Here is a 14,060-nt window from a genome sequence, read left to right on the forward strand (position 1 = left end):
GTGTAGCGTCTGCCGATTTCTGTAGCGCGAAGGCGGCGTGCGATCTGCAGCACGATCCAATAGCGGCGCAGCCGCGGGTGGCCCTCGCTCGATGGGTCGATGACATCCTGCAGCTCGACGGGGTGCAGACTCACGCAGTGACGAGCTCGACCCGCTCCGGCTCAGGTGCGCGCCCCGGTATCGCCCCGATCAATCGCACCGTGTACTCGGCCTGCGGATCCGCGAAGACACGGTCGGCAACCCCGCTCTCGACAACCCTGCCCTTCTCCAGCACCGTCACATCGTCGGCGATCTGCTTCACGAGGCTGAGATCGTGCGAGATGAACAGGTAGGTCAACCCATGCGTCTCCTTGAGATCGAAGAGCAGATCGACGATCTGGGACTGCACGCTCACATCGAGAGCGGATGTCGGCTCGTCGAGGATCAGCACTCGCGGGTGGAGGATCAGAGCCCTGGCGATCGCCGCCCGCTGCCGCTGGCCTCCGGAGAGCTCCGCCGGGCGACGTCGGCCCGCCGCTTCCGGCAGCCCCACCGCGGTGAGGATCTCGCGCACTCGGCTCCGCCGGGCTCGACGGTCCGCCTCGATGCCGTTGATGCGAAGCGGCTCCTCTATCGCCGTCTCGATGCTCCACCTCGGGTCGAAGGCCGCGAGCGGGTTCTGGTAGACGAGTTGAAGCCCCCTCGGGTCGACGTTCGCCACCGTCGGGCGCCGTTGCAGGACGCGCCCTGACACTCTCACCGCGCCGTCGTCGAAGTCGGTGAGACCGGCGATGATGCGAGCCGCGGTGGTCTTCCCCGAACCGGATTCGCCGACCAGCGCATGGATCGTCCCTGGCCGGACGCTGAGCGACACGTCCTCCAGCGCATGCACGTCTGATCCACCCGTCAGCGACGGGAAGGTCTTCGTGAGTCCGAGAACCTCGATGGCCGGGCCGTCCGTCGACAGGGCGGCAGATCTCCGATGCGCGTACTTCTGCGGGCTGAGAGCGGGCGCGTCGGCGAAGAGCCGGGTCGTGTACGGATCCTCCGGGTGTCCGATGACGTGCTCGGTCGCACCCGCCTCCTTGATCTGCCCCTCTCGCAGCACGATCAGGGAATCGCTGCGTTCCTCTGCGACCGAGAGATCGTGGGTGATGAACACCACAGACAGCCCGAGCTCGCGTTTGAGCTCGTCGATGAGATCCAGGATCGTCCGCTGCACGGTGACGTCCAGCGCCGACGTCGGCTCATCCGCGATCAGGATGCGTGGTCGCCCGGCGATCGCGATCGCGATGAGGATGCGCTGAAGCTGCCCTCCGGAGAGCTGATGCGGGTACGCCCGCGCACGCTCTGCAGCCTCGTGGATGCCGACGCGGGACAGGAGGTCGACAGCATCCTGCAGCGCCTGCGCCTTGGACACCCTCCGATGCTGGCGCACAGCATCCGCCACCTGGTCGCCGACGCGCTGCAGCGGATCGAGGGAGCTGAGCGGATCCTGCGGTACGTAACCGATCGTGCTGCCGCGCAGGCGCCGCCACCGCCTGATGTCGAAGCCGGCGACGTCCTCTCCGAAGATCTCGATCACGCCGTCGTCGATCAGGCCGTTCTGCGGAAGCAGTCCTCCGACGGCGGCTGCGACGGTGCTCTTTCCCGACCCGGATTCGCCGACGATCGCGACCGTCTCGCCTTCCGCGAGGGTCAGCTCGAACCCGGTGACCACACGGGTCGCCCACCGACCACGAACGTACGAGACGTCGAGCCCTCTGACCCTCAGCGGGATGCTGGTGGATGATTCGATGCTCATGATCTGCTTTCCCTTGCTCGCTGAGCCAGCGTGCTCAATCGAGCGACGCTCAGCACCGTCGCGGCGATCGCGACGCCGGGGATGAGAGACATCCACGGCGACGACGTGATGTACTGACGCCCCTCCGAAACCAGCAGTCCCCACTCCGGCTGTGGGGGAACGGCGCCGAAACCGAGGAAGCTCAGCGCCGAGATGGCGAGGATCGCGCCACCGAACTCCAGCGGGACCAGCGCGAGCACCGAACCGTAGGAGTTGGGGAGGATGTGCCGGATGAGCGTGTACCTGCGCGCACCGCCGAGATGCGAACTCGCCTCGACGAACGACAGCTCCTTCACCGTGAGCACCTCCGATCGCACCAGTCGTGTGAACCCGGCGACCGACGAGAGACCGACGGCGACGGCGGCGTTCACGGCGCCGAAGCCCAGTGACACGACGATGACCATGGCCAGCAGCAGGCCGGGGATCGCGAGCAGGACGTCGACGATGCGGCTGAGGAGGCTGTCCACCCAGCCGCCGAGGTATCCCGCCAGCGACCCGAGCGCGATGCCGATCCCGAGCCCGATGAGCACGGCGACACCGGCTGTCGAGAGAGTCAGCGACGTGCCGTAGACGATCCGGGTGTAGAGGTCTCGTCCGAGATAGTCCGTCCCGAAGATGTGCTCGAGGCTCGGCCCGAGGAGGGTGTTACCCGGACTCGCTTCGAGAGGGTCGTACGGCGTGAGCACGAACGGCACGAAGACGGCGACCAGAAGGAAGACGGCGAATGCGACCGCGGCCAGGTCGGGGACGTTCAGCCAGATCGGCAGACCGGGCCGGCGCGGGTCCTCGTCGAACGGAACCGGCTCGGGGGCGTGCTCGAGCTGCGGCGCGATGGTCATGCAGATACCTCTTCTTTCGTGCGTTCACGGCGAACCGGCATCCGACGTGCGGCATGGATGCTGATGCGCGGGTCGATGAGCGGATAGACGAGATCCGTCACGAGGTTGAACAGCGTCACGACCACCGCGACGACCAGCACGACACCGAGCACGACGGGGCCGTCCTGGGCGCGAACCGCCTGCTCCGTGACGAACCCGAGACCCGCGCGCGAGAAGATCGTCTCGGTGATCACCGAGCCGGCGAGCAGCGATCCGGCGGTGAGCCCGAGCAGAGTCACGGCGGGGATCGACCCGTTCTTGAGCACATGACCGAAGATGATCGTGCGCTCCGGCATGCCCTTGGCGCGGAGCACGCCGACGAATGGCAGCCGCCTCGCGGTCGAGAGCCCCTGGATCAGCACCCGGGTGATGGGTGGACTCGCCCCGATGCCGAGCGTCAACGCCGGGAGCACGAGGGATTTGAACCCCTCGTCCCTTATCGACGAGAACCACCCGAGCTGATAGGCGAAGACCTGAAGCAGCAGCAGTCCCACGAGGAAGGTCGGCGCCGAGAGGGAGAGCAGCGGGAGCGCCTGGGCGATGCGACGGACCGTTTCCGACTTCGGGAAGACCGCGACGAAGGCGACCACGGCCGAGACGATCAGCGCGAACACGAGTCCGAGAAGGGCCAGCAGCGCAGTGGACGAGAGCCCTTGGGCGATGAGCTCCGTGACCGGTCGTCCTGTGGCGAGGGAGTAGCCGAGGTCGCCTTGGAGCAGCCGCGTGACGGCGAGCCAGAACTGCTCGACCGGGGTGCGGTCGAGTTCGTAGTAGGCGGTGATGCGCTCCGCGACATCCGGCGGCACCGGGTTCTGCGGGTTGTCCAGCCGGTTCTGCACGGGGTCACCGGGCAGGGCGAACAGGATGATCCACACGAAAACGTACGCGAGGATGACGACCAGCGCGGCGTGGAGCACCCGCCTGAGGATGTACTGCGATCTCGACATCTCTTGCCTCCCTCCTCGGCGCTCGCTACTCGCCCTCGACCCAGGTGTTGTAGAAGACCGGACGAGCCTCGGGAGTCCACTCGAAGCCGTGCACGTCCGGCTGGAGCGCATAGATCTGGGTGTCGGTCAGCACCGGGAACGCGTAGGCGTTGTCGATCAGGTGGTCCTGCAGTTCGCCGAGCAACGCCGCGCGTTCTTCGCCGCTGACCGTGGCCTGGCGGTTCAGCAGGTCGTTCAGGACCTCATCCGTCTCCGGCAGCGCCAGCGTGTTCACGCGTTCGGTGTCGAAGGCGTTGCGGATCGTTATCCACGGGTCGGCCTGTGGCCAGCCGGTGCGGAGGATGCCCACTTCGGGGTCTGCGTAGGCGGTGGCGACGTTCGCGTAGTCCACCTCCGTCAGCTCCAGCTCGATGCCGACCTGCTCGAGCTGCCAGGCGATCAGCTGGAACAACGGGGCCGCCGTCGCGTCGTAGACGTCGATCACCGTCTTGATGTGCAGTCGCTCACCGTCCTTGACGCGGTAGCCGTCGGCATCCCGCTCGGCCCATCCCGCCTCGTCGAGCAGGTCGTTCGCGCGATCGACGTCGTGCACGAGTTTCGCCGACTCGTCCTTGAAGCCGAAGGCGTCCTCTGTGACAAGGCTGGAAGCGGTGGTCCAGTTGTCCGTGTAGAGGTCGTCGATGATCTGCTGCCGGTCGATCGCGGAGAGGATCGCCTGACGAACGCGCCCGTCCTGAAGCACGGGGACCTGCTGCTTCAGAATCCAGGTGTTGGTCTGTCCGACGCCCTGCAGGCCGAGCACCTGGAAGCCCTCCTCGGAAAGCGCGACCTCCTCACTGGGCTGGACGTAGCGGATCAGGTCGCCCTCCCCTGCACGAAGACTGCCCAGCCGGGTGCTGTCCTCGAGCACCGGGATCCAGTTGATCTTCTCGAGATACGCCTTGCCCTGGTTCGGCGAGCTCTCCGGCGCCCAGGCGTAGTCGTCGCGCCGAGTGAGGACGATCTCCTCGCCGTACACCTCGGATTCCACGACGAACGGCCCGCTGCCGATGATGTTCACGGCCTGCTGCTGCTCCTCCGCGCTCAACGCCAGAGACTCGTCGGCGATGAGCGAGCTGGCCCAGTTCGAGAGGATCTTGATGTACGGGCTGAACGGCTCGACGAGATGCACCGTCACCGTCTGCGCATCGTCATCGCTCTCGACCGACTCGATCAGGGGATAGGTCGTGTTCGGAACGATCCCCTTATCGGGATTCCCGAACGCCTGCCATTCGATGTTGCGCTGCACAGCGCCGGCATCGAGGACCTGCCCGTTGCTGAAGGTGACACCGTCCCGGATGCGGAAGACATACTCGAGTCCGTCGTCGCTGATGTCCCAGCTCTCGGCGATCCACGGTTCGAGTTCGTTCGTCTCCGGATTCGAGTACACCAGGCGATCGGTGATGTTGTGGGTCAGCGCACTGGTCTGCCACGTCCCGTTCTGGATCGATGCGGATGCGATCACCTCGGCGTCCAGATACGTCAAGGTCCCGCCGTACTCGGCCTCGCCCGGGGCGTCCGCTGTCACGGCGGCTGTGGCATCCGGCTGCCCGCCGATCAGACGGGGGACGAAGATGACGGCGAGCACGACGACGACGGCGGCGATCGCGATCGCTATCCAGAGGGGTGTCCGGCTCTTCTTGACGATGCGGACCTGTGGTTGGGACATTCTCGCTCCTCAGCGGGGGTGGGCAGTGAGGCAACCGTCGTCGTTGACCCTTCGTCCACGCAAGGGAGGCCCTCCGTTGTGTCACAGAGTTCCGGCAGATGAACGTTTGTTTCGTCTTTCGGAGACCGATCTCCGAATCAGCGGGATGGTGTGGGGGCCGATCGTGCATCCGTGATGATCCGGCTCCACCACCACCGAGAAGAGGAGCACCATGCCGCGCTCGACTGCCACTGAGCCGCCAGGAACGCGTCTGGAGCGGGCGCACGCACGTTTCGCGCCGATCTTCGCGGAGATCGGCGCCGGCGTCCTCGAGAGAGAGGCCGACCGGCGGCTTCCGTACGAGGCGATCGCACGACTGCGCGGGGAAGGGTTCGGAGCATTGCGGGTGCCAGAGGAATTCGGTGGATTCGGGCTGACGATCACCGAGCTGTTCCGGCTGCTCACCGATCTCGCCGTGCACGATTCGAACACAGCTCACATCTGGCGAGGCCACTTCGCCTTCGTCGAGGAGACGCTCCTCGACTCGAACATCGCCCGACGCGAGCGCTGGCTGACGCGCATAGGACGCGACAAGGACATCGTCGGCAACGCCTGGAGCGAGGTCGGCAACCGTTCATGGGAGGACAGCTCGACCTTCCTGACAGCAGACGGCGAGGGATACCTGCTCGATGGCGAGAAGTACTACACCACCGGCACGATCTTCTCGCAGTGGACCAGCGTCGCGGCCCAGCTCGACGGCCAGCGCGTGTACGTGGCTGTTCGCCTGGACGACCTCGGAGTCACGATCATCGACGATTGGAACGGCTTCGGCCAGCGCCTGACCGGCACGGGTACCACGCGATTCGTCAGGGCGAGAGTAGCGGCGGACGAGATCCGCCACCGGGATGAGCAGAACGAATGGCGGTCGTATCTGGCCGCGTTCTTCCAGCTCGTCCTGCTGGCGACACTCGCCGGGATCGCACGCAGCGCCGTCGACGACGTCGTCGGGTACGTCCTCGGCCGCAATCGTCGCGCGCTCGACGGGGACGAGAACTCGACGCCGAAGGACGACGTCCTCGTGCAGCGAACAGTCGGCGAGGTCAGCGCGGCAGCCGGCGCTGCGGACGCGATCGTGCTGCAGGCCGCCGGTGCGCTGGATGCCGCGTACCTGGTGCATGACGATGACGCTGACGAGGCGAGACCAGTGTTCGACAGAGCGCGCCTGGCGGTCTTCCGCGGTCAAGTGGCGCTGATCCCCTTGGTGCTCTCCGCGACCGAACGGCTCTTCGAGGTCGGCGGTTCTTCGGCGACCTCCACGGCCAAGGCGCTCGATCGGCACTGGCGCAACGCGAGGACAGTGGCGTCGCACAATCCAGCCGATCACCGCGCACGTGCGGTCGGCTACTTCGAACTGTTCGGCGAGTTCCCCGAGAGGCGCTCATCGCGCAGCGCAGCCGAAGCATCAGACGACAAGAAGGCGAGCTGATCATGGCGGAGCGCAAGCGACTGATCCTCAACCTGTTCGAGATGAACTGCGTCAGTCACATCACGCACGGGCTGTGGCGGATCCCCGGGAACAACAGGACGCGCTTCAACGAGCTCGGCTACTGGCAGGAGCTCGCCGAACGTGCGGAGGACGGCGGGTTCGACGCGATCTTCCTCGCCGATGTGATCGGCGCATACGACACGTTCCGGGGCGGGCTGGACACCGCGCTGGCCGAGGGGGTTCAGATACCCAGCAACGATCCGCTTCTCGTCATCCCCGTCATGGCTGCAGCGAGCAGACGCCTCGGATTCGGTGTGACGTTCTCGACGACGTACGAGCCGCCGTTCTCGTTCGCCCGTCGCGTCAGCACGCTCGATCACCTCACCTCCGGGCGCATCGGCTGGAACATCGTGACGTCGTACCTCAGCAATGCCGCGCGCAACTTCGGTCTCGCCGATCAGATCGAGCACGACGAGCGCTACCGCATCGCCGATGAGTATCTCGACGTGCTCTACAAGCTGTGGGAAGGATCGTGGGATGACGATGCCGTGGCCGCCGATCAGGAGGGCGGTGTCTACGCCCGACCGGGATCGGTGCGATACATCAACCACGTCGGCGAGCACTTCCAGGTGGCGGGTCCCCACCTCGTGGAACCTTCCAGACAGCGCACGCCGGTGCTTTTCCAGGCCACCGGTTCGCCAGCGGGGACCGAGTTCGCCGGTCGGCATGCCGAAGTCGTGTTCACGGGAGGCCGCAGCGTCGAGGAGTTCCAGCAGAACAAACGCAGCATCCAGGACGCGCTCGTCCGCAACGGACGACGCGCCGGCGACGCCAGGTTCATCATTCAGGCCGGTGTCGTCGTCGGCCGCACGGACGAGGAGGCGGCGAAGAAGCTCGACCTGTACCGGCGGTACAGCAGCGTGGAGGGCGTGCTCGTGCACTCCTCGCTCCCATTCGATCCGCTGGCATTCCCGCCCGAGACGCCGCTCGATGAGGCGCTCCGACGATCAGGACTGGATCCTGAGGATGCACCATGGGCGACTGGCGGAGGCAGCACCGTCGGAGAGTTCCTGAATCGCCTGACGACGGGACGCGAAGGACGGTTCTTCGTCGCCGGATCTCCCACGACCGTCGCCGACGAGATCGAACGCTGGTTGGACGAGGACGGCATCGACGGCATCAATCTCCGCCAGTACCACAGCTTCGACACGCTGACCGATTTCGCGGAGCTCGTGGTGCCGGAGCTGCGTCGTCGAGGTCGGCTGCCCTCGACGGACGAACTGCGTGATGATCGCCGAACTCTGCGGGAGCGCCTCACCGGCGAAGGACCGCGGCTGCCGGAGCGGCACTTCGCCGCGCGATACCGCGGCGGCCGGAACCTCGAGGCATCGCCGTCGGAGTCATCAGCGCTCGCCTGAGCGGTGCGCCGACTACTTCCGTGCGGCGAGGTGCTTCGGCCGGCGCAGCACCAGCACCGCGGCGACGCCGAGCAGGATGACGGCTGCGGGCAGCAGCATGGTCTGCGCCATGGCATCCGCGAACGGGCCGGCGACGGCATCCGGCATCTTCCCTCCGCCGAAACCGGTCGCATCCGCGGCCCCCGGAAGGTTCGCCTCCAGGCGGTTCTGCATGAACGCCGCGATCGCCGCAGAGCCGAGGACGGAGCCCACCGTGCGCATCGTGTTGTAGATGCCCGACCCGGCGCCCGCCTGACGCGGCGGCAGATCGCGAGTCGCTGTCGTGGCGAGCGGACCCCACATCCCGGCGTTGCCGAATCCGAGGATGGCGGAAGGGATCAGCAACCAGCCGATCGGGATCTCGGTGTTCATCATCACGGCGAACAGGAAGAGCGAGGTCGAGACCAGCAGCAGCCCCGGCACCAGCATGAGGCGCGGATCGATCCGGTCGAGAAGCTTGCCGGCGAACGGCGAGATGATGCCGGCGGCGAGCGCCATCGGGATCAGCAGCAGCGCCGACTCGGTCGGGGTGAGGCCGCGCGCGAGCTGCAGGAAGAACATCAGCGGCAGGCCCTGGGCCGTCACGGTGAATCCGACGATCGCGATCGTGATGTTCGACCACGCGAAGTTGCGGTTGCGGAACAGCTCCAGCGGAACGAGCGGCTCGTTCTTGGTGCGCGACTGGTACCAGAGGAAGAGCACGAGCACGACGACTCCGGTGATGATCAGGCTGAGCACCGAGATCGGACCCCAGATGACGCCCCAGTCATACGCCTCGGCCTCCTGCAGCCCGAACACGATCAGGAACAGGGCGATCGCGCTGAGGAACACGCCCGGTACGTCGAAGCGATGCTTGTGCGTCTGCAGTTTCGGCACGAGGACGCACGCGAGGATGAACCCGATGACGCCGACCGGCAGGTTGATGAAGAAGATCCATTCCCAGCCGAGGCCGTCGACGAGGAACCCGCCCGCGAGCGGACCGACGAGCATGGCGACGCCGGATGCTGCGCCCCACAGCCCCATCGCCGCGCCCCGGCGCTCGGGCGGGAAGGTGCGCGTGATGACCGCCATGGTCTGCGGCGTCAGCAGCGCTGCACCGAGGCCCTGCACGGCGCGCGCCCAGATCAGCCCGTCGAGCGTCGTGGACAGTCCGCACCACAGCGAAGCGAGCGTGAACACCGCGAGACCGATGAGGTAAATGTTCTTCGGCCCGAAGCGGTCACCGAGGCGCCCGGTGATCAGCAGCGGCACGGCGTACGCGAGCAGATACGCGCTCGTGACCCAGACGACCCGGTCGAGGTTGTTGGAGGTCGGATCGAGCGCCTCCTTGATCGCAGGGTTCGCGACACCGACGATGGTCGTGTCGACGAGGATCATGAAGAACCCGATGACCATGGCCCACAGTGCCGGCCACGGGCTGCGCGGGCGATGCCCTGTGGCGTACGTTCCGGTCGAGGGCCCGGAGGATGCCGATGAGTCAGTCACCCGGCAACGGTACACCCGTGCGCCGACGTCGTCGGCGTCCGGGAACCGCTCGCGTCACTGCGCAGCGCGACGCGCTTCATCCAGGTACGCGTAGGCGGTCACACGCGAGATTCCGAGGCGCATGGCGATCGTCTCGACCGACTTGCGCATCTGCGTGGCACCGCGCTCGTCGAGCCGCTCGAGCACGCCGATCTTGTCGTCGCGCGTCATCTGGTTGACCGGCCGGCCCACCTCCCGGATGGCCTCGCTGATCATCGAATCCATCACCGAGACGAGGTCCCGGCCGAAGTACTCGTCGGGGGAGGCGTCCGCCGTGCCGTCCTGCGCAGGCAGCAGCGCATCCAGGAGGGACCGCGCCTGTTGCACGGCGCTGAGGTCGATGTTGATGCACAACGCGGCGATGATGTCGCCGGCCCTGTTGCGGAAGTAGACGCTCGAGCAGCGCAGTTCGCGCCCGTCGTCCGTGAAACCGCGATAGCCGAACGCGTCGTGATCCTCTTGCCGATTGCGCTGGACGCTCAGTCCGAGGCTGGTGGAGGGGCCGCCGACCTCACGTCCGGTGACGTGGCCGTTCTCGATCGCGGCGATCGTGTGGCGGAGGTCGACGTCGGCGCCGTCGAGATTGTGCAGCACGACTTCGCAGGACGGCCCACCGGCCGCGGCGATGGCCCGCATGACGGGCCGGAAGGTCTCGAGCACCTCGGCCGCGCCTTCGAATGTGTCGTGCGTCTGAACTCCCATGGTCACCACTCTGTACCCCCGAACGCGATCTGAACTAAATGTATCTCATCTAGACAATGTGTTCGAGCTGCGCTAACTTGTCTCAAGCTGACCAACCCTGACGAGTAAGGAAGCTCTCATGACCCGAGCGGGCGCCCCCAGCGGACTCTCCCCCAAGCAGAAGCGCACCATCGCCGGTGGCTCCATCGGCACGCTGATGGAGTACTACGACTACTACCTGTACGGGCTGGCGTCGGCGGCGGTGTTCCCGGCGGTGTTCTTCTCGAGCAACGACCCGGTCATCGCGCAGCTCTCCTCGTTCGCCACCTTCGCCGTCGGATTCCTACTGCGTCCGGTCGGGGGCATCATCTGGGGCATCGTCGGCGATCGCGTCGGACGCAAGGCCGTACTTATGATCACCGTGGTCGGCATGGGCATCGCGACGACGGCGATCGGCCTGATCCCGCCGGACTACCTGATCGGCGCGACCGCCCCGATACTCCTGATCGTGTTCCGCATGTTCCAGGGCTTCTTCGTCGGCGGTGAGATGGGCGGAGCGGCGACCATGGTCGTCGAGAACGCACCGATCGGCAAGAAGGGGATGTACGGCGCATTCCTCATCAGCGGTGCGGGCATCGCCAACGTCGTCTCCGGCGGATTCATGGCCGCCCTGGGTCTCGGCGAGGGGTCCTGGTTCATCGAGTGGGGCTGGCGCATCCCCTTCGTGTTCTCCCTGGTGCTCGCGATCGTGGCGATCATCCTGCGGCACAGGCTGGAGGAATCCGACGAGTTCGTCGAGACGCAGAACCTGCAGATCGCCGCGGCCGGCAAGAAGGCGAACCCGCTGGTCGAGGTGTTCCGTCACCCGAAGAACGCGATCATGGGAATCCTCATCGGCCTCCCCCAGTCGATCGCCGGCTACGTCGTGCTCACGTACGGCCTCAGCTTCATGGTCTCGAACCAGAGCCTGCCCGCATGGATGGGCTTCGCCGGCACGATGATCGTCGGGCTGCTGCAGGTCGTCGTCGCCCCGCTCTGGGGAGCGATCTCGGACCGCATCGGCAGGCGCACCGTCTACATCATCGGATGCCTCGGCTTCGCCGCCATGGTCTATCCCACCTTCATGCTGTTCAGCACCGGCAACATGTGGCTGATCTGGCTCGGTCAGATCCTCGGCTTCGTGGTGTTCGGTGTGGCCATGCAGGCGACGCTGTCGACGATGCTGGTCGAGATGTTCGACGCGGAGGCACGCACCACAGGGGTGAACATCGGGTACCAGTTCTCCAACACTCTCGGCGGCGGCTTCGCACCGCTGATCTGCACAGCGCTGGTCGCGGCCGCAGGAGGAGCCTTCTGGCCGGTCGTCGTCTACTCGGCGGTGATCGCCGTCGTCGGCGTGATCGCCACGCTCGCAGCATCCATCCGTCCCGACCGGGAGGATGCCGGACGTCTGCACGTGCTCGCCGCGACGCAGAACATCCCCACCGTCAAGGCGGGAGCCGTCTCGCGGTGAAAGGGCGATCATGACCGATGATCTCTCCGGCCGCATCGTCCTGCGCGGCGGCACGGTGGTCGACGCGAACGGCGAACGCCGCGCCGACGTCGCCGTGCAGGGCGCGAAGATCACCGAGGTCGGCACGGTGGCGCCCGAGGAGGGCGACACCGTCGTCGACTGCGCCGGCCGGTTCGTCATGCCGGGGTTCATCGACGCCCATTCGCACGTCGACGGCCTGCTGGGCGACGAGGACGTGCAGCGGGCGCTGCTGCGCCAGGGCGTGACGTCGGTGATCGTCGGGCAGGACGGCGTCTCGTACGCACCCGGCGACGGCGCATACGCCGGCGAGTACTTCGCCGCCGTCAACGGCCCTCATCCCCACTACACGGGTGGCGGAGTCGCGGGATATCTCGCCTCGGCCGACGGCACCTCGCGGGTGAACGCCGCCTACCTCGTGCCGGCCGGAACCGTGCGGTTCGAGGTGTGCGGGCGCTCGCAGGATCCGGCCGACGACGAGCGGCTGGAGGCGATGTCCGCACTCGTGCGCGAGGGCATGGCCGAGGGAGCGGTGGGCTTGTCGACGGGCCTCGACTACGTGCCCGGCATCTTCCAGGGCGTCGATGAGATCGCCGCGCTCTGCGCCCCCGTCGCCTCGGCCGGCGGCGTCTACGTCAGTCACATGCGCGGCGGGTACGAGGCGAACTCCGCCGCAGGAATCGACGAGATCGCCGCGATCTCACGCGGAGCCGAGGCGCTGACAGGCGCCGCGCTGCGCGTGCACGTCTCGCACTTCCACGCCGAAGCCGACGTCGTGCTCGCCCAGCTGGACGAGCTCGCCGCCGCCGGCATCGATGCGACGTTCGACGCGTACCCCTACATCCGCGGCTGCAGCCTGATGAGCATGCCGCTGCTGCCGCCCGAACTCTCCGCACGACCCGTCGACGAGGTGCTCAGAGCGCTCGAGGACCGAGCGGAACGCGAACGGCTGCGGCGCGAGTGGTTCCCCCGTGTCGGTCAGAACCCGAGCCTCGGGCCCGACTGGCCGCACATGATCTCGCTCTCGCACCTGTCGGCGCCGGAGCTGTCCTGGGCCCACGGGCTCACGCTCGCTCAGGCGTCCGAGCGCTCCGGCCTCGACGTCATCGACTTCGTGCTCGACGCGCTCCTGGCGTGCCGGCTGCAGGCGAACGTCATCATGGCCGTGCGGTACGAGCGACCCTCCACCGAGCTGGCCCGCATCTTCTCCCATCCGGGTCACATCGGCGGATCGGACGGGATCTTCATCGGCGCTCATCCGCATCCGCGTGCACGCGGCTCGTTCGCACGGTTCCTTCGCGAGTTCGTGCGCGAGACCGCGACCTGGTCGTGGGCGGATGCCGTGCAGCACCTGTCCGCCGCACCCGCCGCACGTTTCGGGCTGGGACGACGCGGTGAGATCGCGCGCGGAGCGGTGGCCGATCTGATCGTCATGCAGCCGGATGCCGTCGCCGACACCGCCACGTACGAACAGCCGCTGAGCGAATCCGTCGGCATCGACGATGTCCTCGTGGCCGGCGTCCCCGTCCTGGCTGCGGGCGAACTGGTCGCCGCGGCATCCGATCGACAGCTTCCCGGGCGCGGACTGCGCCGGGCCTGACCAGACAACCACCCATCCAGAGAACGGAGCGACACATGAGCAAGACCGCTGTCCAGACCACCAACGCCCCCCAGCCGGCGGGCCCCTACAGCCAGGGGATCATCGCGAACGGCTTCTTCTACACAGCGGGCTTCGGACCGCAGGATCCTGCCACCGGAGAGGTCGCCGACTCGGTGTCCGAGCAGACGCGCCAGGTGCTGCGCAACATCGGCTCAGTGCTCGCCGAGCACGGACTCACGCTCGATGACAGTGTGAAGGTCACCGTGCACCTCGCCGATCTCGCCGACTTCGCCGAGTTCAACGAGGCGTATCAGGAGTTCTTCACCACGCCGTACCCGGTGCGCACGACCGTCGGGTCGCAGCTGGCGAACATCCTCGTCGAGATCGATGTGGTCGCGGCCGTCCGCCAGTCCTAGCGGCTCGGGGGGGGACCGGACGTCCTTTCCC

General features: G+C 66.9%; 11 protein-coding genes. 5 read left to right on the top strand and 6 right to left on the bottom strand.

Translation table 11 applies throughout. From position 1 onward, the window contains the following. Nucleotides 1-130: 130 nt before the first annotated feature. Genes ACNPNP_RS14485 through ACNPNP_RS14500 form a run of 4 tightly spaced genes read right to left on the bottom strand, consistent with a single transcriptional unit; the run spans nucleotide 131 to nucleotide 5,355 of the window. Nucleotides 131-1,783 carry a dipeptide ABC transporter ATP-binding protein gene (locus tag ACNPNP_RS14485; RefSeq protein WP_448966728.1) on the bottom strand — a complete coding sequence of 551 codons (1,653 nt, stop codon included), beginning with the start codon at nucleotides 1,781-1,783 and terminating at the stop codon, nucleotides 131-133. Further along, nucleotides 1,780-2,661: an ABC transporter permease gene (locus tag ACNPNP_RS14490; protein ID WP_448966729.1), complete on the bottom strand. Its 882-nt coding sequence runs from the start codon at nucleotides 2,659-2,661 to the stop codon at nucleotides 1,780-1,782. The genes ACNPNP_RS14485 and ACNPNP_RS14490 overlap by 4 nt, the downstream gene beginning before the upstream one ends. Continuing rightward, the gene (locus ACNPNP_RS14495; protein ID WP_448966730.1) at nucleotides 2,658-3,647 is read right to left on the bottom strand and encodes an ABC transporter permease; all 990 of its coding nucleotides are present in this window, start codon (nucleotides 3,645-3,647) and stop codon (nucleotides 2,658-2,660) included. Before ACNPNP_RS14495 ends, ACNPNP_RS14490 begins: the two co-directional genes overlap by 4 nt. A gap of 25 nt (nucleotides 3,648-3,672) precedes the next feature. Beyond that, nucleotides 3,673-5,355 (bottom strand): ABC transporter substrate-binding protein, encoded by a 1,683-nt coding sequence (locus tag ACNPNP_RS14500; protein ID WP_448966731.1) that lies wholly within the window; start codon nucleotides 5,353-5,355, stop codon nucleotides 3,673-3,675. Between the two features lie 211 nt (nucleotides 5,356-5,566). Between ACNPNP_RS14500 and ACNPNP_RS14505 the strand changes: the two genes are divergently transcribed. Together ACNPNP_RS14505 and ACNPNP_RS14510 are read left to right on the top strand one after the other, a co-directional pair. Continuing rightward, nucleotides 5,567-6,820: an acyl-CoA dehydrogenase family protein gene (locus ACNPNP_RS14505; protein WP_448966732.1), complete on the top strand. Its 1,254-nt coding sequence runs from the start codon at nucleotides 5,567-5,569 to the stop codon at nucleotides 6,818-6,820. A 2-nt stretch (nucleotides 6,821-6,822) separates the two neighbouring features. Beyond that, nucleotides 6,823-8,238: an NtaA/DmoA family FMN-dependent monooxygenase gene (locus ACNPNP_RS14510; RefSeq protein ID WP_448966733.1), complete on the top strand. Its 1,416-nt coding sequence runs from the start codon at nucleotides 6,823-6,825 to the stop codon at nucleotides 8,236-8,238. A 12-nt stretch (nucleotides 8,239-8,250) separates the two neighbouring features. On the opposite strand, the gene ACNPNP_RS14515 is transcribed toward ACNPNP_RS14510, so the two are convergent. Beyond that, nucleotides 8,251-9,672: a DHA2 family efflux MFS transporter permease subunit gene (locus ACNPNP_RS14515; RefSeq protein WP_448967263.1), complete on the bottom strand. Its 1,422-nt coding sequence runs from the start codon at nucleotides 9,670-9,672 to the stop codon at nucleotides 8,251-8,253. 144 nt (nucleotides 9,673-9,816) lie between these two features. After that, nucleotides 9,817-10,503, bottom strand: coding sequence for a helix-turn-helix transcriptional regulator (locus ACNPNP_RS14520; protein WP_448966734.1), 687 nt, complete (start codon nucleotides 10,501-10,503; stop codon nucleotides 9,817-9,819). Between the two features lie 118 nt (nucleotides 10,504-10,621). Here ACNPNP_RS14520 and ACNPNP_RS14525 point away from each other — a divergent pair, with 118 nt between their 5' ends. Genes ACNPNP_RS14525 through ACNPNP_RS14535 form a run of 3 tightly spaced genes read left to right on the top strand, consistent with a single transcriptional unit; the run spans nucleotide 10,622 to nucleotide 14,029 of the window. Continuing rightward, nucleotides 10,622-11,995, top strand: coding sequence for an MFS transporter (locus ACNPNP_RS14525; protein ID WP_448966735.1), 1,374 nt, complete (start codon nucleotides 10,622-10,624; stop codon nucleotides 11,993-11,995). Nucleotides 11,996-12,005: 10 nt separating this feature from the next. Beyond that, on the top strand, nucleotides 12,006-13,613 hold the full coding sequence (locus tag ACNPNP_RS14530; protein ID WP_448966736.1) for an N-acyl-D-amino-acid deacylase family protein: 1,608 nt from the start codon (nucleotides 12,006-12,008) through the stop codon (nucleotides 13,611-13,613). Between the two features lie 35 nt (nucleotides 13,614-13,648). Beyond that, on the top strand, nucleotides 13,649-14,029 hold the full coding sequence (locus tag ACNPNP_RS14535) for a RidA family protein (protein ID WP_448966737.1): 381 nt from the start codon (nucleotides 13,649-13,651) through the stop codon (nucleotides 14,027-14,029). The last annotated feature ends 31 nt before the right edge of the window (nucleotides 14,030-14,060 follow it).

It is taken from the genome of Microbacterium xerophyticum (genome assembly GCF_053543555.1).